The organism is Mycobacterium sp. 1423905.2, from assembly GCF_001673155.1.
GTDB lineage: Bacteria > Actinomycetota > Actinomycetes > Mycobacteriales > Mycobacteriaceae > Mycobacterium.
This window is the reverse complement of record NZ_LZLE01000291.1, coordinates 1-20886: the sequence shown is the minus strand read 5'-3', so window position 1 is coordinate 20886 and position 20886 is coordinate 1. Positions and strand designations below refer to the sequence as shown.

General features: G+C 65.6%; 23 protein-coding genes. 8 read left to right on the top strand and 15 right to left on the bottom strand.

Annotated features, from left to right (window positions below; translation table 11 throughout):
- A partial coding sequence (locus A9W95_RS19150; protein WP_067416263.1) for a hypothetical protein occupies positions 1-316 on the bottom strand: 316 nt, incomplete at its 3' end.
- Between the two features lie 96 nt (positions 317-412).
- On the opposite strand from A9W95_RS19150, the gene A9W95_RS19145 reads away from it, so the two are divergent.
- Positions 413-820: a VOC family protein gene (locus tag A9W95_RS19145; protein WP_067416260.1), complete on the top strand. Its 408-nt coding sequence runs from the start codon at positions 413-415 to the stop codon at positions 818-820.
- Here A9W95_RS19145 and A9W95_RS19140 read toward each other — a convergent pair.
- A complete protein-coding gene (locus tag A9W95_RS19140; protein WP_067416257.1) occupies positions 817-1386 on the bottom strand; it encodes a TetR/AcrR family transcriptional regulator in 570 nt (189 codons plus the stop codon). The genes A9W95_RS19145 and A9W95_RS19140 overlap by 4 nt on opposite strands.
- A 141-nt stretch (positions 1387-1527) precedes the next feature.
- Between A9W95_RS19140 and A9W95_RS19135 the strand changes: the two genes are divergently transcribed.
- Both A9W95_RS19135 and A9W95_RS19130 read left to right on the top strand, forming a co-directional pair.
- Entirely contained in the window at positions 1528-1968 is a 441-nt protein-coding gene (locus A9W95_RS19135) for a polyketide cyclase (protein WP_253851706.1), read from the top strand.
- Entirely contained in the window at positions 1965-2426 is a 462-nt protein-coding gene (locus tag A9W95_RS19130; RefSeq protein WP_067416251.1) for a hypothetical protein, read from the top strand. The genes A9W95_RS19135 and A9W95_RS19130 overlap by 4 nt, the downstream gene beginning before the upstream one ends.
- A gap of 18 nt (positions 2427-2444) precedes the next feature.
- Here A9W95_RS19130 and A9W95_RS19125 read toward each other — a convergent pair whose 3' ends face one another.
- The 9 genes from A9W95_RS19125 to A9W95_RS19085 form a co-directional block, all read right to left on the bottom strand.
- A complete protein-coding gene (locus A9W95_RS19125) occupies positions 2445-3905 on the bottom strand; it encodes an NAD(P)/FAD-dependent oxidoreductase (protein WP_067416249.1) in 1461 nt (486 codons plus the stop codon).
- A gap of 57 nt (positions 3906-3962) precedes the next feature.
- Complete coding sequence (locus A9W95_RS19120) at positions 3963-4646, bottom strand: haloacid dehalogenase type II (RefSeq protein WP_067416246.1); 684 nt, start codon at positions 4644-4646, stop codon at positions 3963-3965.
- A gap of 2 nt (positions 4647-4648) precedes the next feature.
- The gene (locus A9W95_RS19115) at positions 4649-5242 is read right to left on the bottom strand and encodes a TMEM175 family protein (RefSeq protein ID WP_082983187.1); all 594 of its coding nucleotides are present in this window, start codon (positions 5240-5242) and stop codon (positions 4649-4651) included.
- 9 nt (positions 5243-5251) lie between these two features.
- The gene (locus tag A9W95_RS19110) at positions 5252-5683 is read right to left on the bottom strand and encodes a VOC family protein (protein ID WP_067416242.1); all 432 of its coding nucleotides are present in this window, start codon (positions 5681-5683) and stop codon (positions 5252-5254) included.
- Complete coding sequence (locus tag A9W95_RS19105; protein ID WP_067416240.1) at positions 5683-6561, bottom strand: DUF427 domain-containing protein; 879 nt, start codon at positions 6559-6561, stop codon at positions 5683-5685. The genes A9W95_RS19110 and A9W95_RS19105 overlap by 1 nt, the downstream gene beginning before the upstream one ends.
- 15 nt (positions 6562-6576) lie before the next feature.
- Positions 6577-7629 (bottom strand): zinc-binding alcohol dehydrogenase family protein, encoded by a 1053-nt coding sequence (locus A9W95_RS19100; RefSeq protein WP_067416237.1) that lies wholly within the window; start codon positions 7627-7629, stop codon positions 6577-6579.
- A gap of 85 nt (positions 7630-7714) precedes the next feature.
- A complete protein-coding gene (locus A9W95_RS19095) occupies positions 7715-8371 on the bottom strand; it encodes a TetR/AcrR family transcriptional regulator (RefSeq protein WP_067416235.1) in 657 nt (218 codons plus the stop codon).
- Positions 8372-8387: 16 nt separating this feature from the next.
- Complete coding sequence (locus tag A9W95_RS19090) at positions 8388-9098, bottom strand: TetR/AcrR family transcriptional regulator (protein WP_067416232.1); 711 nt, start codon at positions 9096-9098, stop codon at positions 8388-8390.
- Between the two features lie 30 nt (positions 9099-9128).
- Positions 9129-10040 (bottom strand): alpha/beta fold hydrolase, encoded by a 912-nt coding sequence (locus A9W95_RS19085; protein ID WP_067416269.1) that lies wholly within the window; start codon positions 10038-10040, stop codon positions 9129-9131.
- Positions 10041-10181: 141 nt separating this feature from the next.
- Between A9W95_RS19085 and A9W95_RS19080 the strand changes: the two genes are divergently transcribed.
- Positions 10182-11879, top strand: coding sequence for an MOSC and FAD-binding oxidoreductase domain-containing protein (locus tag A9W95_RS19080; RefSeq protein WP_067416229.1), 1698 nt, complete (start codon positions 10182-10184; stop codon positions 11877-11879).
- Between the two features lie 90 nt (positions 11880-11969).
- Here A9W95_RS19080 and A9W95_RS19075 read toward each other — a convergent pair whose 3' ends face one another.
- Together A9W95_RS19075 and A9W95_RS19070 are read right to left on the bottom strand one after the other, a co-directional pair.
- Positions 11970-12776, bottom strand: a complete 807-nt coding sequence (locus tag A9W95_RS19075) for a family 1 encapsulin nanocompartment shell protein (RefSeq protein ID WP_067416226.1) — start codon at positions 12774-12776, stop codon at positions 11970-11972.
- Complete coding sequence (locus tag A9W95_RS19070) at positions 12773-13801, bottom strand: Dyp-type peroxidase (RefSeq protein WP_156746286.1); 1029 nt, start codon at positions 13799-13801, stop codon at positions 12773-12775. Before A9W95_RS19070 ends, A9W95_RS19075 begins: the two co-directional genes overlap by 4 nt.
- Before the next feature lie 33 nt (positions 13802-13834).
- Between A9W95_RS19070 and A9W95_RS19065 the strand changes: the two genes are divergently transcribed.
- The 4 genes from A9W95_RS19065 to A9W95_RS19050 are packed head-to-tail and all read left to right on the top strand — an operon-like array spanning position 13835 to position 18395.
- Positions 13835-15100 carry a M18 family aminopeptidase gene (locus A9W95_RS19065; RefSeq protein ID WP_067416221.1) on the top strand — a complete coding sequence of 422 codons (1266 nt, stop codon included), beginning with the start codon at positions 13835-13837 and terminating at the stop codon, positions 15098-15100.
- Between the two features lie 17 nt (positions 15101-15117).
- Positions 15118-15465 carry a VOC family protein gene (locus tag A9W95_RS19060; RefSeq protein ID WP_067416218.1) on the top strand — a complete coding sequence of 116 codons (348 nt, stop codon included), beginning with the start codon at positions 15118-15120 and terminating at the stop codon, positions 15463-15465.
- A gap of 21 nt (positions 15466-15486) precedes the next feature.
- Positions 15487-17787, top strand: coding sequence for a phosphoribosylformylglycinamidine synthase subunit PurL (purL, locus tag A9W95_RS19055; RefSeq protein WP_371328096.1), 2301 nt, complete (start codon positions 15487-15489; stop codon positions 17785-17787).
- Positions 17784-18395, top strand: a complete 612-nt coding sequence (locus A9W95_RS19050; RefSeq protein WP_067416214.1) for a CPBP family intramembrane glutamic endopeptidase — start codon at positions 17784-17786, stop codon at positions 18393-18395. The genes purL and A9W95_RS19050 overlap by 4 nt, the downstream gene beginning before the upstream one ends.
- Positions 18396-18398: 3 nt before the next feature.
- Here the strand turns inward: A9W95_RS19050 and A9W95_RS19045 are convergent, their stop codons facing one another.
- Together A9W95_RS19045 and A9W95_RS19040 are read right to left on the bottom strand one after the other, a co-directional pair.
- A complete protein-coding gene (locus A9W95_RS19045) occupies positions 18399-19661 on the bottom strand; it encodes a haloacid dehalogenase-like hydrolase (RefSeq protein WP_253851705.1) in 1263 nt (420 codons plus the stop codon).
- A complete protein-coding gene (locus tag A9W95_RS19040) occupies positions 19661-20866 on the bottom strand; it encodes an MCE family protein (RefSeq protein WP_067416211.1) in 1206 nt (401 codons plus the stop codon). Before A9W95_RS19040 ends, A9W95_RS19045 begins: the two co-directional genes overlap by 1 nt.
- Positions 20867-20886: the final 20 nt, after the last annotated feature.

Genomic DNA, 20886 nt, shown 5'->3' with positions numbered 1-20886 from the left:
CGCCGATGCGCTGCGGGTCGGAGGACCCGTGCACGACCGCCGCGACATCGCTGTGGCGCTTGTTCCATTCGGTGACGCGGTTGTTCAGCGTTCCGGCCTCGGCGACGGGAAAGAAGTATGCCGGGGTAAGTCGCACGGTGAAGGTGTCGCTGTGCGGGCCAGGGATGCCCAAGTGCACATGCATGCGGCGCCGGCCGCAGTCAACGACGAAGAAGAACTCTCCGTCGTGTTGACCGCGGAAGTATCGGCGCCCGCGGGAACGCAGGTAGCGTTCGATCAACTCGGTGATCAGCGGCTCGCCCATCGGCTCGGTCATGATACTGATGTTGAGGCCGGCTCCTATGTGGATGCTTTGAGTCAGGGAAAGCAGTGCCGAAGAATCAGTTGAGAATTTGCTGAGTGGAGGTTGCTGGTGAGCTTCCAGGTGGATCGGCTCGACCACATTGTGTTGAATTGCCGCGACGTGGATACCAGCGCCGACTGGTACCAGCGGGTGCTCGGCATGACCCGCGAGACCTTCGGAGCGACCGGCAGAACCGCGCTTCGCTTCGGCAATCAGAAGCTCAATCTGCGACCGCTCGGCGCACTGGCCGACGACCCCGACTGGGTGACGGGAACCGTCGAGGCGGCCGGCTCGGCGGATCTGTGCTTCGTCACTAGCGCCAGCCCCGACGAGATACGCGAACACCTGAGCGCGTGCGCGGTGGTGATCACCTCCGGGCCGGTGCCCCGGACCGGCGCGTTGGGGCCGATGACCTCACACTATTGTCGCGACCCCGATGGCAATCTCGTCGAAATCGCCGTGTATCAAACGGCTTAGCTTGCTCCGTCGAGGAGCAGGTCGACGAGCCGATCGCCGAAGGCGTGGTCGAGGGCGTGGTCGATCAGCGTTACCCGAGCCAATGCGGTGCCGATGAACGCATCGATCATCAACGCGATATCGGCGTCCGCGCGGATCTGTCCCCGGCCCTGCGCGCGTTCCAGCATGGACCGCACCCGCTCGTACTCGGACTGCATTGCGACCTCGCGCACCAGTCGGGCCAGCTCGGGCGCGGAGCCGATCTCGGCGAGCAGGCCAGGGATGGCGGCACGAGCTTCCGGCGCGGAGAACTCGTCGACCGCCCAGCGATAGGCCTCACGCAGTTCGGCGCGGATGTCGCCGTAGTCGGGAATGAGGAGCGACTTGGTTTTGCCGAAGATCGCATCGAAGACCAGAACCGCGCGCGAGGGATAGCGCAGGTACAGCGTCGCTTTACTGACGCCCGCGCGGGCCGCCACGGCTTCCATCGTCAAGTTGGCGTAACCGACGTCGGCGAGTAGTTCGGCTGCCGCCGCGCGGATGGCCGCATCGATCTGCGGATTGCGCGTGCGACCTCTCGACCCCATGAGCCAAATACTATACAGTGCGTTTAGGTGGTCGGTGCGTTCAGTAATTGGAGGAACGATAGTGACCGCTGGGGCGTCACGGACGAGGAAGTAGCCCGGACCTTCCCCTGTGACCAGATACTTCCCGGGGCGAGATCTCGGTTGTGGCGCGGCGTCTCGGTCGATGTGCCGCCAAACCGGTTGTGGCCATGGCTGATCCAGATCCGGCTCGCGCCCTATTCCTACGACTGGATCGACAACGGCGGTCGGCGGTCGCCCCGCGCGCTGCGCGGCCTGCCAGATCCCGTGCCCGGCGAGACGTTCACCGCTGCGCTGGGTCGTCCCCTCGGGCGGGTGCTGTCAGTAACGCCCGGACGTCAACTGACCGGCCGCATCGGAGAAGTCGTCATGTCGTATCTGCTCGAACCGGACGGTGACGGTACCCGGTTGCTTCTGAAGATCGCGTCGCCGTGGGGTTGGCCGCTGGCGCCCCTGTTGAGTGTCGGCGACCTGGTCATGGCCCGTCGTCAACTGCTGAACTTCAAGCGCCTTGCGGAGCGTGATGATCATTTCGCAGCCCGCGCAGGTGGCGAGGCATCATGACCACGGCGACCGAAACCCAAGTGCCTGATCTGGTCGCGGAGCTTGGTCTGCTCGACCGTGTCGACTACGAGGACGCCTACACCGTTTCGACCGGTGCATCGCGAACGCCGGAGCAATGGCTACGGGCGTTCCTGGAAGGGGCCCCGCGCTGGTTTCAACTGCCTTGGGCAGGGCTCGGAAAAGCTCTGTTGGGCGCGAAGTTCGGCCCGGTCACCCCGACACCCGGCTACGTCCTCGGCTGGAAAATACTGCATCAGGGAAACGATTCCTTCGCGGTAGGACTGGATTCCTCGGCGGGGCTCCGCGCCCGGCTCATCGCTGTGACGGCGCCCGGGCGGGTCGTCGTCGCCACCCTGATCGCGCTGGACACTCCCTACGCACGCAACGCGTGGCCGGTGATCCGGCGTGGCCACCGGTTCTTCGCGCCGTACTTGCTGCGCCGTGCCGCGAGTCGATGACCGGGGACGCCGATCCCGTCACACCAGCTGGTAAGCCGAATCCCGGTACGCCTCGAGTAGGCGCAGCCAGAACTCGCTGATGGTCGGGAAGCACGGGACGGCATGCCACAGCCGCTCCAGCGGCACTTGCCCGGCAACCGCAATGGTGGCGGCGTGCAGCAACTCGGTGACGCCGGGGCCGACCAGAGTGAGCCCGAGAAGGTGACCGCGATCGACGTCGACCACCATGCGCGCCTTCCCCGTATATCCGTCGGCGAAAAGTTTTGCGCCGGTGACCACCTCGCCGATCTCCACATCGATGATCTTGGCCCGGTGGCCGGCCTGCGCCGCCTGTTCGGCCGTCAGACCCACCGCCGCAGCCTCGGGATCGGTAAAGAACGCTTGCGGCACCGCGTGATGGTCGGCCGTCGTCGCGTGCGTTCCCCAAGGTGCGGTGTCCAGTGGTTCACCGGCGGCGCGAGCGCCGATGGCGGCACCAGCGATCCGGGCCTGGTACTTACCCTGGTGAGTCAGCAAGGCGCGGTGATTGACGTCTCCCGCCGCGTAGAGCCAGCCGTCCTCGACGGCGCGCACCCGGCAGGTGTCGTCGACCTCCAGCCAATTGCCCGGTGTCAAACCGATTGTCTCCAAGCCGATGTCGTCGGTCAGCGGTGCCCTGCCGGTGGCGAACAGGATTTCGTCCACTTCCAATTCGCTGCCATCGTCGAGGTCGACAGTGACCGGTCCGTTGGGGTCCGGCCTGCGCAGCGCGCGCACCGACACCTTGGTGCGCACGTCGACGCCCGTCTCGGTGAGACCCTGGCGTAGGAGCTCTCCCACGAAGGGCTCCATCCGGGGCAGCAGCTGTGAGCCGCGCACCAGCAAGGTGACGGCCGAGCCCAAACCTTGCCACGCGGTGGCCATTTCGACACCCACACCACCAGCGCCCACGACGGCGAGCCGGCGCGGCACCGAACTGCTGTCGGTGGCTTGGCGATTCGTCCACGGGCGTGCCTCGTCGATGCCGGGTAAGTCAGGCATCGCGGGCCTGCTGCCCGTGCAGACAACCACCGCGTGCCGGGCCGTCAGCGCACGTGGTCCGTCGCCCGACGAGACGCTGACTCGTTTCGGGCCGTCCAGCCGTCCGTGACCGCGGATCAATGTCGCCCCGATGCCGGCCACCCAGTCGGCCTGGCCGCTGTCGTCCCAATCGCTGACATAGCGATTGCGGCGCGCGAAGACACCGGCCGGGTCGATGTCGCCGGTCACGGCTTGGCGCGCGCCATCCACCCGCCGGACGTCGGAGATGGCCAAAACCGGACGCAGCAGCGCCTTGCTGGGCACACAGGCCCAATAAGAGCATTCACCGCCGACCAGTTCACGTTCGACCACCGCCACGCTGAGCCCGGCCGCCCGGGCCCGGTCCGCGGCGTTCTGCCCCACCGGCCCCGCCCCGAGGACAACGACGTCGAATTCTTGGTCCTGTCGGTCCGCTGCCATGCTCAACGATCCTCTCGCGTGTCGGTGTCCCGCAACGAAGCTACTCGCGTCGTCACCTCAGCGGTCATTGGCACTGAGTTGACTTGCGAGCTCGCGCAAGTCGCTAACCACGAGGTCCGGTCGCGGGAGGCCGTCGGCGGCCAGCACCGCGTTGCCGGGCCGGGTGATCAAGGCTGACCCGAAGCCGACATGCTGCGCGCCTAGCAGATCCCATGGGTGTGCCGCGACCATCATGCAGTCGGCCGGCGCAACGTCGAGCGCCTGGCACACGTGGCGGTACACCGCCGGTGCCGGTTTGAAGGCCCGACAGGAGTCGACGCTGAGCTGTTGCTCGAAGAAGCGCGCGAGCCCGGCGTTGTCCAGCGACGTCGGGCTGCCCGGGATGGCCGGTGAATTAGTGAGCGTGACTAGTCGAAAGCCGTTGTCCCGGAGGGCTGCCAATCCGTCCGCGGCGTCGGGGTGAGCGGGCATGGTGCGCAACAACGTCTTGAGTCGTTCGGTATCAGCGTCGCTGATCTGCACCTGGTGGACCTCACCCAACATCCGCAACACTGACTGGCCCAAGGTGAAGAGATCGACGTAGTTTTCGGACAGGGTGATTGACATCGAGTACATGATGAGCTGGTTGAACCATTCCCGCAGCAGCCGCTTCTCGCCGAACAAGTCGTCGAAGAGTGTTGCGACTGAGTCGATGTCGATCAGCGTCTCGTTGACATCGAAGACAAGTACGGACGGTGGCACGGTCAACGCTCCTGGTTTTTTCGGTCGGGAAGGTCCGGCCGTAGATACCCGACCAGGCACAAACAAATCAAAGCCATCGCTGCCACCGGCCAGCGCAACGCAATGACGGCCGCCGCGCTGAAGATCCCGATGGTCACAACGGACCGCATTCGCATCATGCGCCGCATCTGCTGCGGCACGTCCTCGTGCGCGGGTCGATCGACCGCTTCCCAACACAGCGCCAGATAGGTGATGTTCACCAGGACGAAAACCGCGGCGTACAGCGCCACGGGAGCATCCCCCAACCGCGTATCGGCGATCCATTCAGTCGTGAAGGGGATTAGCGAAACCGAGAAGAGATGCGCAAAATTGGACCACACCAGGCGCGAGGTTGCGACCTCGGCGTAGTTGAACAAGTGATGGTGGTTGACCCAGACGATCGCTATGAACAGATAGCTGACGACGTAGCTCAGACCCGTGGGCCACAGCGGCAGCAAAGCGCGGAAACTGCCGTTGTCCGGTGGTCTCAGCTCGAGCACGAGAACGGTGATGATTACCGCAAAGACGCCGTCGGAGAACGCTTTGATCCTGTCGGGGCTCGCTTTTCGAGTTGTCACCTGGTCGCCTCAAGCCCACGGATGATTACGTTCCTGCAGCACCCACGCGTTGCCGTCGGGATCGTAGAAGTCGGCGAAGCTAGCGTAGTCGCCGTGGTCCGGGTCTACGCCAGCCAGATACCCACCGCGCCAGCCTCCGGCAGCGTCCTTGTGCCGTACGTCACCGACCTCGACCCCGCGACCGACGAGTTCCGCGCGGTAACGCTCGATGTCAGCCACCACAAGATAGAGGCCACGCACCGAACCGGCAGCGGCTTCGGTCAAGCCAACACCGAATTGTATTGAGGTCGCGGAACCTTCGGGGGTCAACTGAATGACCCGGAATTCCGGGGCGGGTGCATAGTGGACGTCGAGTCGGAAGCCGACCTGGGCGCGGTAGAAAAGCAACGAGCGGTCCGCATCGGACACCGGCAGAATGACGACTTCCAGCAGCGCCTCCATCATGTGTTCCCGGATGGGATCGCGCGCTGCACCTCGTCTATGTCGAGTCCACGGTCCACGCCGTGTGGTATGACGGTTTGGCCCGGCTCCAGATGCAGCCGCCTGCCGTCCAGATCGACCTCGATCTTGTCCGGCTCGAACGACACCATGTTGCTGACGCGCGCCACCTCCGACCATGCGTTGACGTATGACCACGCGGCACGTTTGTGGTCACCGACGTCGTAGTAGGAAGCCAGACCCTTGTATGGGCAGAACGTCTGTCCCTCGACGGGGTTCAAGGCCGCCACATTGATGTCTTGGCGCGGTACATACCAGCGGGGTGCGAACCCTGACTCGTACAGGACCAGCGGGCGTGTGGTGTCGGCGATTGTCCGGTTGCCATCCTTGACTACGAGATGCCTTGTGGTGCTCCGGATGTCGATCCGATGGTAGGCGTCGGCGGCATGGCCGACGATGCGTTCGTTTTCTTCGTAAAAGGCGTCCATCGCGCGCCAGGCAAACGCCACGCGTCCATCCAAGACTGCGGCGTGGGGCGGCAAAGCGGTGTGTTGCCAAGCGGCATGGCCGGCTTCGCGCTGCGCAAGCGTTACGGTGAACCACTGCGTGTCACCTAGATCGCGATGGTGAGTGACGCGTTCTTCGGCGGTCAAGGCGCCAGGGGCGATGTCGTTGCGCGGGAAATACGCAACCGGATACCGGCCCGGCTCGTGCAGCAGAACGACGTCGTCGCTGTCGGCGATCCACTGGCCGGCGAAGCATACCCGCATCCGGCGCCGCAACGGCTCAGCGAACAACAGGCGCGGCGGAAGTGGCTGCTCAGTAAGGAAATGTCCAACTGATCCAATGGCCAACGGACCTTGCTGCCATGCCAAACCCATCGTTCGTCACCTCCTTTAAGGGGATTCAGGATCCATGACGACGACCATCTTTCCGCCAGCTTGTCCCGATTCCATCAGTTCGTGCGCTTGCTGAATCTGATCGAAGGTGAAGACGTGCGACGGTTTGACGTCGAGTTGTCCGTCGGCCACCTGCCGTGCGATGTCGGCCAGCGGAACGTCGGACAGCGGAAATCCCGGCGTGCCGAAGACGAAGCTGCCGAAGAAATTCAGGTTGACACCGCTGGCCATGCGCAGCAGCGGATTGAATTCGGCGATGGGGGCGAGCCCGCCCAGCCAACCCGCCAGGCAGGCGCTGCCACCGCGGCGCAGCATGTCGAGCGAGTCCAAGATGGTGCTGTTGCCGACCAGATCCAGCACGGCGTCAATGTGTTTGGCCTCGGCTATGTTGGTGGCCAGGTCGCGCCGCTCTACTTCCGCCCTTGCCGCGCCCAGGCGTTCGAGCGTCGGGAAGCGTTCCCTGTTGCGGCTGGTGGCGATCACCCGGGCACCGGCAGCCACCGCCATCTTGACCGCTGCCTGTCCGAATGACGAAGTGGCGCCGCGAATCACCACGGTTTGTCCGGCTTGCAGGTTGAGGTTGCGGAACAAGCAAGTCCAGGCTGTCGCGAAAGTCTCGGGCAGGGCCGCCAATTGTGACCAAGGCAGGTCGGAGTCGATCAGGGCGACGTTCGCCGTGCGCACCCGCGTGTATTCGGCGTAGCTGCCGTTGATGGTTCGTCCCAAACCGCCCATCAGCGCTGCAACCTTGGCGCCGACGGAAAATTCCCCACCGGGGCAGGCGTCGACGACGCCGACACATTCGATGCCGCTGACTTCGGCGGCTTCGGCCCATTCACCGCGGCGCATGTGCATCTCGGCGTGGTTTATGCCGAAACCCTGGACTTTGATCACCACTTCGCCGAGCTTGGGCAGCGGCTTGGGTATGTCGGTGTAGACCAGTCTGTCGAGGCCGCCAAACCCGTCTAAAACGATGGCGCGCATGGTTTCGCCGGTGTGTGATTCGCGAACCACTGCGGGCGCGCTCGGCGGTGGACTGATGGTGGACATGCGGTGCCTCGTTCCGGATCGACTGAAGTGGGCTACCTATCCCAGTATTATGGGCCAACCATCCCAATATTGTCTAGCCGACGGCTCAGCGCCGGCGCGATGAATCGGGCTTACCGGGCGTGGGTTGGGCAGCGAATGAGCGGACGTAATCCACCGCGGCCATCAGCGCTGCGCGCAGCGGTGCCGGATCACCTGTGGCGTGGGTGACCATCGCGCCGCCTTGGTGGGCGGCGATCAGGGCCACCGCCAAGTGCTGCGGGTCTGCCGCCGGGTGTAAATCACCGCGCTGTTGCATCAGCGCCAGACCGTCACGCAGTATGTCGATCCAGTCGTCGTAGCCTTGCGACAGGTCCTCATGCACCTCCGCGTCGGCGTCGATCAATTCGCCTGCCAGCGATCCATAGACGCATCCGCCGCGTCGGTAGACGGTGTCGATGTCGGCGATGCATGCGTCGGCCCATGCCCGCAACGCGTCAAAGCTGTCCAGCTGGGCCAACTTTGGCTGGCTGTGGAACGCCTGCACATGTTCGCGTCGCAACGCGACAACATGGCGAGTGAGGTCTCGTTTGTCGCGGAAATAGTGCGCAATCTGCGAACCACCCACCGAAGCCGTCCTGCGGACGTCGTCGATGCTGGTGTTGGCAATGCCGCGCTCGAACATCAACCGCGCGGCAACGTCGAGGATGCGTGCCCGCGTAGCAAGTCCCTTGCGGGTGAACCGCGGGGTGGGATTGCCGGCCATGTCGTCGCCTGTGGGCTCAGCTGGCCCGGTCGTTGGTCGCGCGTCGAGGGCGCTGACGCCGCGGGGGGCGTGGCGCCCGTTCAGCGAAGTCCGAGGCGAACATGCGCAGATAGTTGACGGCGAATCGAATGGCGTGTTCGTGCGGCCATTCCTGCAGGTAGGTGTAGGCCAGCGTGCCGCCGCCCTGGTGGGCGCTGACAATGACCATGGCCAGTTGACGCGGGTCGGCTTCCGGTACCAGTACCCCTTCGTCTTTCATGCGCTGAATCGCGCGCTCCAGCAAGTCAATCCACTGCCGGTAACCAGCGCCCAGCGCTTCGCGGGTGGCGTGTGCGGAGTCCGGATCGGACTTCGCCAGCTTTGCGGCCAGCGCGTGATAGGTAGGAGTGCCCGTGCCTCCGACGCGATGCAGATACCCCATGTTGAGGTCAATCCAGTGCTCGAAGTCGTCAAACGAGTCCAGGTCGCCCAGCTGCGGTTGGCGGTGGAAGTCCAGCACCACGCCTATTTGGTGGGCTATGACCGCGCGGACGAGTGCACTCTTGTCGGCGAAGTAGTGCGCAAGTTGCGAACCGCTGACCGACGCGGCCTTGCGGACGCTGTCCATTCTGAACGCCGACAGCCCCTCATGGACGATCAATTCGGCGGCCGTCGCCACGATCCGGTCACGGGTGGCGCGCCCCTTCGGCGTCAACCGCCGTTCGTTGCCAGCATCCAGAGCCGCCATGGCGTCAGGCTAACTCGTTAGTGGCCCCAACTATGGGACATCCCGCTCATTGCGGGTGCCCTCGATCCGGTCGGGTGCTGAGCAGTTCCGGGCCAGAAACGTTCGGATCAATTGGGTGACCTCTGGCAGCGCCGACTCGAGCAGGAAGTGTCCGCCGTCCAACAGGTGGATTTGCGCGTCTGGCAAGTCGGTGGCGAAGGCCTGCGCACCCTCCGGACCGAAGATCTCGTCCCCGCGGCCCCACACCGCGAGCAGCGGAACACCGGTCGCGCGGAAGTACTCGTGCAGGCGCGGGTACAGCGGCGCGTTGGTGGCGTAGTCGCGGAACAATTTCAGTTGCACTTCATCGTTGCCGGGACGAGACAGCAGGGCGTAGTCGTGCTGCCACGATTCGGGGTCTACCAGGGTCTCGTCGGTGACCCCGGTGAGGTACTGCCAACGCGTGGCCTCGAGGGTGAGGAACTGCCGAACCGCGGCCTCGTTGGTGGGGGATGGATCGCTTTGATAAGCCCACACCACTTTCCAGAAGCTTTCGACGAATCCAGCGTCGTAGCCGTTGCCGTTCTGGCTGACAATTGCGGCGATCGCGGTCGGTTTTCGGATGGCCAGCCGCCACCCGATGGGTGCGCCGTAATCCTGCACGTAGATCGCGTACGTGTCGACTCGAAGGTGGTGCAGTAAGGCGGCGGTCAGGTCGGTCAGGGCGTCGAAGGTGTAGTCGAACTCCTCGACCGGTGGAGCGTCGGACAGGCCGAAGCCCAAGTGGTCCGGTGCGATTACGTGATATCGGTCGGCGAGCGCCGGAATGAGACCACGGAACATGTACGAGCTGGTCGGGAACCCGTGCAGAAGGACCACGGCCGGCGCTCCGGGGTGACCGGCTTCCCGGAAGAACAGCCGATGCCCCTCGACGGTGACATAACGATGATGTACGGCCGGCATGGTGTCCTCCCGCTCGCAGAATTCTGGGATACGCATCCCAGTATGCACCAAAGCTGGCGCCGTGCAATCGTTGACCAAGCCGAAGTGGATGCCATATTCTGGGACACTCAACCCACTCTTCGGTGTCCATGAGGAGCGCAAGTGGGCAAGCTGGTCTCGGTCAACGTTGGCATGCCCAAAGACGTGCGATGGCGCGAAAAGACTGTGTACACCGGTATCTGGAAGACGCCGGTCGACGGAACGGTGCGGGTACGCCGACTCAATCTCGACGGTGACGGTCAGGGCGATCTCGCCGGGCACGGTGGTGAGCAACGCGCGGTCCTGGTGTATCAAGTCGAGTCATATGACTTCTGGAAGGACTACCTGCACCGGGATGACTTGCGGCCCGGGAATTTCGGTGAGAACTTCACTGTAACCGGACTTTCCGACGCGGATGTCTGCATCGGCGACCGGTACCAAATTGGCACTGCCGAGTTCGAAGTCACTCAGCCGCGTGTCACCTGTTTCCGGGTGGGGCTGCGACTGGGCGAGCCTGAGATGCCCAATCTTCTTGTCTCGCAACACCGGCCAGGATTTTACCTGCGCGTGATCAGGGAGGGTCAGGTGCGGGCCGGTGATGACATCTTGCTGACTCGTCGTGGGGCTCACGCGCTCAGCGTCGCCGATGTGGATGCGCTTCTCTACCTGCCTGACCGCAATATCGATCAATTGCGCAAGATTGTTGACGTTCCGGCATTGAGTCCGGGCTGGCAGCAGTCCTTCCACGACATGCTGGCAGCACACGACAACCCTGCCGTCGTTGCGCCGACGGCCTTGGCGTGGGACGGCTTTCGTCCACTGAGGGTGCGCGCGACCGCACCGGAGGCTGGGCATGTCCTGTCGATTTGGCTCACCGCCGAAGACAGTCGCCCGCTGCCGACACCTCGCCCGGGCCAGTACCTGACGGTCAAGGTGCCCGGCGCGGGGGATCCGGCACCGCTGCGTAGCTACTCCCTGTCCGGGGATCCTGCTGCGGGCGAGTACCGCATCAGCGTCAAGCGCGATGAGCACGGATGGGTGAGCCGATGGCTCTACGAACACGTCTCGGCTGGTTCCGTTCTGGAAGCCGCCGCGCCGCGCGGTGACTTCTGTCTCAGTGAAAGCAGCAGTCCAGTGGTGCTGATTTCGGCGGGAATTGGCGCTACTCCGGTGTTGGCCATGTTGCACGCGCTGGCGGCGGGGGCGAGCGGCCGCGAGATTTGGTGGCTGCACACCACACGGAGTCCGGTTAGCCATACGTTCGCGACCGAGGTGACGGCGCTCATCCAGTCGCTGCCCCATGCGCGAGCGCAGGTGTTCTACACCGAATCGGGGCACCGACTCGACCGTCAAGCCATCGCGGCACTGGGATTACCGCCCGTAGCCGAGGTGTACCTATGCGGCCCAACGGGTTTCATGACCGATATGCGGTCCGCCCTGGTCGAGGTCGGGATCGACTCCGCGCGCATACACAGTGAGCTGTTCGGCGCCCTGCCGGCGATCAATCCCGGCGTCGTCGTCGCGCCGCTCAAACCGCCGCACATACCCATGGGCGCGCCCGGTGCCGGACCCGCGGTCACGTTCGCGCGCAGTGGGCTCACGGTGAACTGGTCGCCCCAATACGGGAGCATTCTCGAGCTTGCGGAGGCATGTGACGTGCCGACTCGCTTTTCATGCCGGAGCGGGGTGTGTCACGTGTGTGAAACGGGGGTGGTCGCGGGGGCCACGAAATATCTGCAGCCACCGCTGGATCCGCCTACTGCCGGTTCGGTACTCATCTGCTCGGCCGCGCCGGCGAGCGACTTGGTGCTAGATCTCTAGGGCACACGCGGTTCGCGGATGGGCTGCGCGCTGTGGGCCTATCACCACCGTCGGAATTGCTGATCGCCGGAGAATTGCTGTAGTCGATTCTCAACCCGCCGTTGCGCTCAACGCGACGGACGCCTCGGAGGTGTAGCACAGGAACGTTAGCGTCTCCTGCAGATACAACTGCACCGTCTCGGCGTCATGGCTGAGGTAGCCGATCGAAACGTCGGTGCCCAGCTGCAGGTCGAAATCGCCGCCGCGGGTGGTCAACACAAAAGCGCCGTCGATGGCCGGCGCCCAGATGATGTCACCGTCAACCAGTCGATTGAGGTGTTCCAAGATGGGATAGCCATGCTCGGTGGTCTCGCTGACCTTGGTGTACACATCGGCCGACAGCAGCACCGAGTACGGGCCGTCGACACCGGCCAGTCGCAGGCTGGACAGGGCCCGGGTGATGACGTCGGGGATGTCCCGCGGATCTTCGGGAAGCGTCAGCGCCGGGTTCGAGCTGCAGGTCCGGATGCCCTCGATCGACGCAGCGGGATAACCTTCGAAGATTGTCCGGTCCTCGACGAAGGCCAGCTTCTTGGCGGCCTTCTTGACCGGATCCCAGTCGGAGTCGTTGGACCCACGCTCGACGTCGTCGATCTCCTCCCGCGAGAGGGTAAACGGAACGCGCAGCCGGACAAGAGGTTTGGCTGCACGCAGATGCGCCACCACGCCGTCGCTGGGCGCCTCGACGTCGATCAGCCGACCGGTGCTGACTGCGGCGGCGACGGGTCCGCCCGGCTGGCTGACGTCGATCACCCGGCGCCCGGCGATATGGCGTTTGAAGGTCCGCGACGCCTCCACTTCGATCGCGGCCCAGGCCAATTCGGTGACTGGCGCCAGATCCCGGTACAGGTTGTTCATTGAGGCGTTCCTTTCAGGCTGCCAATCGCAAGTGATCCGTCGGCGGAAACTGAGGCGGCCGCCGCGGCAGGCGCGGTGAGGGAATCGGGCAGCGGCGGCGGGTCGTCGAGGAAGTCGACGGTGGGGGAGAAGAACAATCCGCCGGTGACCGCCGTGGAGAAATCCAGGATGCGGTCGGTGTTGCCGGGCGGATCACCGAGAAACATGTTCCGCAGCATCCGTTCGGTGACTTCCGGAGTGCGCGAATAGCCGATGAAGTAGGTGCCGTATTCGCCCGTACCCACTTCGCCGAACGGCATGTTGTGCCGGACGATCTTCAGCTCGGTGCCGTCGTCGTCGGTGATGACGTTCAGGGCGATGTGCGAGTTGGCCGGTTTGTTGTCCTCACCAAGTTCGATGTCTTCCAACTTGGTTCGACCGATCACCAGCTCTTGCTCGGTCACCGACAGCGACTCCCACCCGGCCATATCGTGGAGGTACCGCTGCACGTGCACATAGCAGCCACCGGCGAAGTCGGGATCCTCGTCACCGATCTGCGTGGCACTGACCGACAACGGCCCGTCCGGATTTTCGGTGCCGTCGACGAACCCCAATAAGTCGCGGTTGTCGAAAAACCGGAACCCGTGCACCTCGTCGACAACCGTCACCGCACCGACCATCTCCTTGATGATGCGGCCGGCCAATTCGAAGCAGAAGTCGAGGCTTTCCGCGCGGATGTGAAACAACAGGTCGCCAGGTGTCGCCGGCGCGACGTGCCGCGGACCCTGCAGCGCAACAAACGGATGCAGTTGCGCCGGCCGCGGCCCGGCGAACAACCGGTCCCACGCGTCCGACCCGATCGAGGTCACCACAGACAAGCGTTTCGCCGGGTCGCGAAAGCCGATCGCGCGTACCAGTCCCGGCAGCGCCGGCAGCGCGTCATGGACGGTCGCTTCGCCGCCGTCGTTGATGGTGGCCACCAGAAAGATCGCGGCGGGCGTCAACGGCTCCAAGATCGGCTGCGGTAAAACGGCGGGCACAGCCAAAGACCCTAAAGCGTCGGTGCTAAACATGGCTACATGGCGGCCAACGGACTGCGATTGTGCGAATTCATCGATGCCTCTCCATCGCCCTTTCACGTCTGCGCGACCGTGGCCGCAAGACTGCTCGACGCCGGATACACCGAGCTCGCCGAAGCCGACCGGTGGCCGGACCGACCCGGCCGCTACTTCACCGTCCGATCCGGCTCGATCGTGGCATGGAATAGCGAGAATGCCAGCAGCGCAACGCCTTTCCGGATCATCGGCGCGCACACCGACAGCCCGAACCTGCGCGTCAAGCAGCATCCGGACCGGGTGGTGGGCGGGTGGCGGGTGGCGGCGCTGGAGCCGTACGGGGGCGCCTGGCTGAACTCGTGGCTGGACCGCGACCTCGGCATCAGTGGACGACTGTCGGTGCGCGACGGCGCCGGGGTCAGCGACCGGCTGGTCCGTATCGACGATCCGATCTTGCGGGTTCCCCAGCTTGCCATCCATTTGGCCGAGGACCGCAAGTCGCTGACACTCGACCCGCAACGACACGTCAACGCGGTCTGGGCGGTCGGGGACCAGATCAGGTCCTTCGTCGGATATGTGGCGCAGCGTGCCGGGGTGGCCGAAGGCGACGTGCTGGCCGCCGACCTGATGACCCATGACCTGACACCGTCGACCGTGATCGGGGCCGACGAGAGCATGCTGAGCGCACCGCGCCTGGACAACCAGGCCAGCTGCTACGCCGGGCTCGAAGCGCTCTTGGGGGCATCGGCCAATGACGTCGTGCCCGTGCTGGTGCTGTTCGATCACGAGGAGGTCGGTTCGACCTCTGACCACGGCGCCCAATCGAACTTGCTGACCACGGTGCTGGAGCGCATCGTGCTGTCCGCCGGGGGTGACCGGGAAGACCTGCTGCGGCTGCTACCCGCCTCGCTGCTGGCCTCGGCCGACATGGCGCACGCCACCCACCCCAACTACCCCGAACGGCACGAACCCGGCCACTGGATCGAGGTCAACGGTGGCCCGGTGCTCAAGGTGCATCCAAACCTGCGCTACGCCACCGACGGGCGCACCGCGGCGGCGTTCGAGCTGGCCTGCCGGCAAGCCGGAGTGCCACTGCAACGCTACGAACACCGCGCCGATCTGCCCTGCGGGTCCACCATCGGACCGCTGGCCGCGGCGCGTACCGGCATCCCCACGGTCGACGTCGGCGCACCCCAGCTGGCGATGCACTCGGCCCGCGAGTTGATGGGCGCCCGGGACGTCACCTCCTACGCCGCGGCCCTGGAGGCGTTCCTTTCTCCGGCGCCCTAGGCCCAGGGTCGGGCGGTATGACGCTCAACATCGAGATGATCACCTTTGACAGCGCCGATCCGGTCCGACTGGCCGGCTGGTGGGCCGAGCAGTTCGGGGGCACCACGCACGAACTGCTGCCTGGGGAATTCATTGCGGTGTCGCGGCCGGAAGGACCCCGTCTCGGCTTCCAGAAGGTGCCCGACCCGACGCCCGGGAAGAACCGCGTCCACCTGGACTTCACCGCCGCCGACGTGGACTCCGAAGTGGACCGGCTGACCGCCGCGGGCGCCACCAGGGTCGGTGGCCGCTCGATCGGTGACAACTTCCGCTGGGTGGTCCTCGCCGATCCCGAAGGCAACCAGTTCTGCGTGGCCGGGCAGTAGCTCAACGCGCCCACCTAGAATGTGTGCGTGACGAGCGCGCGTACCGAGATTGACACCGTCGACCACGCCGCCAGCACCCCCGACCAGCCGCAACCCTTCCACGAGCTGGGTCTCAAAGACGACGAGTACGAGCGGATCCGCGAGATCCTGGGGCGCCGGCCGACCGACACTGAGCTGGCCATGTACTCGGTGATGTGGAGCGAGCACTGCTCGTACAAGTCCTCCAAGGTGCACCTGCGCTATTTCGGGGAGACCACCACCGACGAGATGCGCGTGGGCATGCTGGCCGGGATCGGCGAGAACGCCGGCGTGGTCGACATCGGTGACGGCTGGGCGGTCACCTTCAAGGTCGAGTCACACAACCACCCCTCCTATGTCGAGCCCTACCAGGGCGCTGCCACCGGGGTCGGCGGCATCGTCCGCGACATCATGGCCATGGGTGCACGGCCGGTCGCCGTGATGGACCAGCTGCGCTTCGGCGCTGCCGACGCACCCGACACCCGCCGCGTCCTCGACGGCGTGGTGCGTGGGATCGGCGGTTACGGGAACTCCTTGGGCCTGCCCAATATCGGCGGGGAGACGGTCTTCGACGCGAGCTACGCCGGCAATCCGCTGGTCAACGCGATGTGTGTCGGGGTGTTGCGGCAGGAAGACTTGCATCTGGCGTTCGCCTCGGGCACCGGCAACAAGATCATCCTGTTCGGCGCCCGCACGGGCCTGGACGGCATCGGCGGGGTGTCGGTGCTGGCATCGGACACCTTCAGCGCTGATGGGGGGGCGGAGAACTCACGCAAGAAGTTGCCGTCGGTGCAAGTGGGCGACCCGTTCATGGAGAAGGTGCTCATCGAGTGTTGCCTGGAACTGTATGCCGGCGGGCTGGTGATCGGCATTCAGGACCTCGGCGGCGCCGGATTGTCCTGCGCCACTTCTGAACTGGCGTCCGCCGGGGACGGCGGCATGGCCATCCAACTGGACACCGTGCCGCTGCGGGCCAAGGACATGACGCCCGCCGAAGTGCTCTGCAGCGAATCGCAGGAACGGATGTGCGCCGTCGTCGCACCGGAGAACGTCGATGCGTTCCTGGCGGTGTGCCGTAAATGGGACGTGTTGGCCACCGTAATAGGTGAAGTCACCGACGGCGACCGGTTGCGCATCACCTGGCGGGGCGAGACGGTGGTCGACGTGCCTCCGCGCACGGTCGCGCACGAAGGTCCGGTGTACCAGCGTCCGGTGCAACGCCCCGATTCCCAGGACGCCCTGAACGCCGACAGCTCGGCCGCATTGCCCCGGCCGACCACCGGTCCGGAGTTGCGCGCGACACTGCTTGCGCTGCTTGGCAGCCCGCACCTGTGCAGCCGCGGATTCATCACCGAGCAATACGACCGCTACGTGCGCGGCAACACCGTGCTGTGCGAGCACGCCGACGGCGGTGTGCTGCGCATCGACGAGTCCACCGGCCGCGGCATCGCGGTGTCGACCGACGCGTCGGGACGCTATACCAAGCTCGACCCTTACACCGGTGCTCAACTCGCGCTGGCCGAGGCTTACCGCAACGTCGCGGTCACCGGCGCCACCCCGGTCGCGGTGACCAACTGCCTGAACTTCGGCTCGCCCGAAGACCCCGCAGTGATGTGGCAGTTCTCCCAGGCGGTTCGCGGGTTGGCCGACGGCTGTGTGGCCCTTGGCATTCCGGTCACGGGCGGCAACGTCAGCTTCTACAACCAGACTGGTTCCTCGGCGATTTTGCCCACTCCGGTGGTCGGGGTGCTCGGTGTGATCGACGATGTGAGCCGGCGCATCCCCACCGGGCTGGGCACCGAGCGCGGCGAAACACTGTTGCTGCTGGGCGACACTCGCGATGAATTCGACGGCTCCATCTGGGCGCAGGTGACCGCGGACCATCTCGGCGGCCTGCCACCCGCGGTCGACCTGGCACGAGAAAAGCTGCTCGCCGAGGTGCTGAGCGCGGCCTCGCGCGACGGCTTGGTGTCGGCCGCGCACGACCTGTCCGAAGGCGGCTTGGCTCAGGCCGTCGTGGAGGCGGCGCTGGCCGGCGAAACCGGTTGTCGCATCGTGCTTCCCGAAGACATCGATCCGTTCGTGGCGCTGTTCTCCGAGTCCGCGGGGCGGGTGCTCGTCGCGGTGCCGCGGACCGAGGAGAGCCGGTTCCGGTCGATGTGTGCGGCGCGCGGACTGCCCGTGGTGCGCATCGGTGTGGTCGACCAGGCAGCCGAGGCGATCGAGGTGCAGGGCCTGTTCACGGTGTCCCTGGCCGAACTGCGGGAAACCTGGGAATCGGTGCTGCCGCGGCTGTTTGGATGAGGCGCCTACGGGCGGTGGCAGTCGCCGCAGCGCTGGTGGGGTGGAGCTTCGTCAGTCCGCGGGTCCCGGCGAACGGGCGAGTGCCCGTGCAGGCCGCGGTGGGTGCGGTACTGGTTGCCGCGCTGCGCGCGCCGCTGGGTCTGACCCCGCCGCGGTTATGGGCGGGATTGCGGCTGGGGTCGTTGGCGGGAACCGTCGCGGGGACGGCGATCGCGGCCAGCACCGCGGTGCCGATCGTTCGGTCCTCGATGGCCACCCACCACCTGCCCGCGTCACCGGCCACCTGGCTGGCGTGGCGGATACCCGTCGGCACGGTGTGGTCCGAAGAAGCCACCTTCCGCGCGGCGCTGGGCACGGCGGCTGCGGCGGCCTTCGGTCCGGCGAACGGACGGCTGCTGCAGGCGCTCGCGTTCGGCCTCTCCCACGTCCCAGACGCGCGTGCGGCCGGTGAACCGGTCGCGCCCACCGTGGTAGCCACCGGAGTGGCCGGCTGGATCTTCGGGTGGCTGGCCGAACGGTGCGGCAGCCTGGCCGCGCCTATGCTGACGCACCTGGCCATCAATGAAGCCGGAGCGGTTGCCGCGCTGGCCGTCCAGCGGGTGCGCTGACTTCTAGAAGACCCGGTCCTGCTGGTCGGGGACGACCCGGCCGTCCGGGCCCAGCAGCGGCGCTTGCCCACCATCGGGTCGATCGAAACCCTGGGTCGCGCAGGGATACGGCGGACTTTTCGGCAGTGGATTGATGAACGTCGGATTGACCAGCCAGCGACCGTCGGAATTGTCGTAGGCGCGGCACATCAACTCGATCTGATTGCGGTTCAACACCAGGCGCACGTCGGTGGCGTCGCCGACAAAAGTCACGTCACCGTCGGAGTCGCCCGCGCCGAACACTTGCCGGCGTGGGGCTTGTTCGAACGCCGCGGCACCATGGATACCGAATACCTGCTCGTTGACTCGGCAGCGCTTGCCTTCGTTGAACGGCATCGAGATCTCCCCGCCGCAAGACGCCAGCCGTGCGGTCACCCGGTCGCCGTCGTGTTCGGCGAGCACACCCATCACCCGGTCCCCGGTGATCCCGACGTCGGCGGCCCACACCCGGACCACAGCTTCCGGGGAAGCGGACACCACCCGTACATCAAAGCCGTTGGCCTGCAACGTGCCGATGAGGTCGCGCATCTGCGAGTAATAGCGAACCCAGGCAGTCTGGCGAGTACTGCCCACGATCTGCTCGGCGCCCTGCGCGGCGTCCAGGTTCTCCTGCCGAGCGGCGGTGACGAACGCGGTCACGTCCGCGTCGGTCCACCCGGCCAGCAACTGCAACAACCAAGCGTCGACCGGTTTGAACCGCCGGTGGTTGTAGCCGGCGAAAGCCGTTGCGCCAGAACGGCTGCGGCCGTCATTGTAGATCGAGACCAGCTCGTCGGCGCAGGCGGTGCCGGCGGGCTCGCCGGTGGGGATGGGTTGGCCTGGTGGGGCAAGGGCGCCGCAGGCTTCCGCCAGCGCGGCAGCGACCGGTGGGCTGAGGAACTGGCTGGTGTTTGCCCAGTCGGCGGGTTGGCGGATCTTGGAGTTGCGCACGATCCAGAAGAACGTCGCATGGCCGATGTCGTTGCGCACCGTGGTGTTGTCCCAGTCGAACAGCGCCAGCGGCGCGCCGTCGGTGACCGAGCCCGCTTTGCCGCAGGTGCCCCGTTGCCCGACCATGGCGTTGACGCGGTCTCGGTTGTCGCCGTACCAGCCGGCGTCTGCGGCCAGCGTCCGGCAACCGTGTGCTGCCGGACGGTCGGCGGTATGACTGCAACCGCTGAGCGCCACCGTGACCGCGGTCAGCACGGCGAACACCCGCCGCGCCGCCACTGTCTTCATCGTTGCCATCACGGGTTGATCGTGTAATCGCCTAGTTGACGGCCCCATACGTAGTCGTTAACCACCGGTGAAGGGATTTCGAAGTGGTTGTACGGCACGATGCTGGCACCCACGTCCATCACCAGCAGGGGAGCAGGCCACAGCTCTCTGGTGATGTGCGCCCAGCAGCCTGGTTTGCCGCCCGGGCCACCCCTGGCGTTGATGCGTGGCAGATTGTCCGGCCAGACGTAGGGGTTCTGCGCGCCGGCGATGCTGCCCGACGCCGCGCCAAGCGAATAGCCGTTGTCACCGGCTAGCGCGGCATGGACACGCGGCGCGATTTGGGCGTAATTGCGGATGGTGCAGAAGATCTCGGGGCTGTACTCGTCGAGCAGTCGGCTGGTCACCGCCAGGTCGGCGGTGCCGCGGGTCAGATACGGGCCCGCTCGGCCGAATACGTCGGCGGCCAACTCGCCCAGCCCTGCCGCGGCCAGCAGCGCCGCGTCCAAGTCCACTTGCCGCTGGTTGAGCGTGCGCGCGGTGGTCACCGCCCGGTCCGCGGCATCCCACAGCGGTGGCGCCGCGTCGGCGTAGGCATCGGCCAAGGCGGCCAAGTCCCGTATGTCGTTGTGCACCTGCGGCATTCGAGGGTTGACCTGGTCGAGTACGGCGTTGGCGTTGCGCACCGCGGCGCCGAACTTGTTACCCATTCCGGTGAGCGCTTGAGCCGCGCCGGAGAGTGTCAGATTGACCTTGACCGGGTCCACCCGCTCGGCGATCGAAGTGAGCGTTTCGAACAGCGTGTTGAACTCGGTGGTCACCGCACTGGCGACGATCACCGTAGCGGGTGTGATGTGTTGTGGCGCAGGCTGTTTCGGAGAAGTCAACGCCACATATTTGTTGCCGAACACGGTGGTGGCCTGGACGGTCGCTGCGACGTTGGCCGGGATCAGTGCGATGTACTTGGGAGTCACGGCCAACATGACCCGAGCCGCGGGCACGCCGTCTCGCGTGATCTCCGAGATGCTCGACACCCGGCCGATTGCTACCCCGTTGTAGGTGACTTTCGACCCGGGATCCATCACCAGCCCCGCCCGGGCAACCACCATGGTCAATTCGATCCGGGGGATGAAGTGACCGCGAAATTGCGCGTACACGCCAAGGGCAACCAGCGCCAGGACCGTCCACGCCACCAGGCCGACGGTCTTGTGCGGTGGCCGCCTTCGCGGATCCATGATTCTGAGACCCTAAGGTA

Bases quoted from the DNA above. Each gene is read 5' to 3' on its own strand.
- A9W95_RS19140 (WP_067416257.1), bottom strand. From the start codon at position 1,386: ATGGGGTCGAGAGGTCGCACGCGCAATCCGCAGATCGATGCGGCCATC.
- A9W95_RS19130 (WP_067416251.1), top strand. From the start codon at position 1,965: ATGACCACGGCGACCGAAACCCAAGTGCCTGATCTGGTCGCGGAGCTT.
- A9W95_RS19125 (WP_067416249.1), bottom strand. From the start codon at position 3,905: ATGGCAGCGGACCGACAGGACCAAGAATTCGACGTCGTTGTCCTCGGG.
- A9W95_RS19110 (WP_067416242.1), bottom strand. From the start codon at position 5,683: ATGGAGGCGCTGCTGGAAGTCGTCATTCTGCCGGTGTCCGATGCGGAC.
- A9W95_RS19105 (WP_067416240.1), bottom strand. From the start codon at position 6,561: ATGGGTTTGGCATGGCAGCAAGGTCCGTTGGCCATTGGATCAGTTGGA.
- A9W95_RS19100 (WP_067416237.1), bottom strand. From the start codon at position 7,629: ATGTCCACCATCAGTCCACCGCCGAGCGCGCCCGCAGTGGTTCGCGAA.
- A9W95_RS19095 (WP_067416235.1), bottom strand. From the start codon at position 8,371: ATGGCCGGCAATCCCACCCCGCGGTTCACCCGCAAGGGACTTGCTACG.
- A9W95_RS19090 (WP_067416232.1), bottom strand. From the start codon at position 9,098: ATGGCGGCTCTGGATGCTGGCAACGAACGGCGGTTGACGCCGAAGGGG.
- A9W95_RS19085 (WP_067416269.1), bottom strand. From the start codon at position 10,040: ATGCCGGCCGTACATCATCGTTATGTCACCGTCGAGGGGCATCGGCTG.
- A9W95_RS19075 (WP_067416226.1), bottom strand. From the start codon at position 12,776: ATGAACAACCTGTACCGGGATCTGGCGCCAGTCACCGAATTGGCCTGG.
- A9W95_RS19065 (WP_067416221.1), top strand. From the start codon at position 13,835: ATGGCGGCCAACGGACTGCGATTGTGCGAATTCATCGATGCCTCTCCA.
- A9W95_RS19060 (WP_067416218.1), top strand. From the start codon at position 15,118: ATGACGCTCAACATCGAGATGATCACCTTTGACAGCGCCGATCCGGTC.
- A9W95_RS19050 (WP_067416214.1), top strand. From the start codon at position 17,784: ATGAGGCGCCTACGGGCGGTGGCAGTCGCCGCAGCGCTGGTGGGGTGG.
- A9W95_RS19045 (WP_253851705.1), bottom strand. From the start codon at position 19,661: ATGGCAACGATGAAGACAGTGGCGGCGCGGCGGGTGTTCGCCGTGCTG.
- A9W95_RS19040 (WP_067416211.1), bottom strand. From the start codon at position 20,866: ATGGATCCGCGAAGGCGGCCACCGCACAAGACCGTCGGCCTGGTGGCG.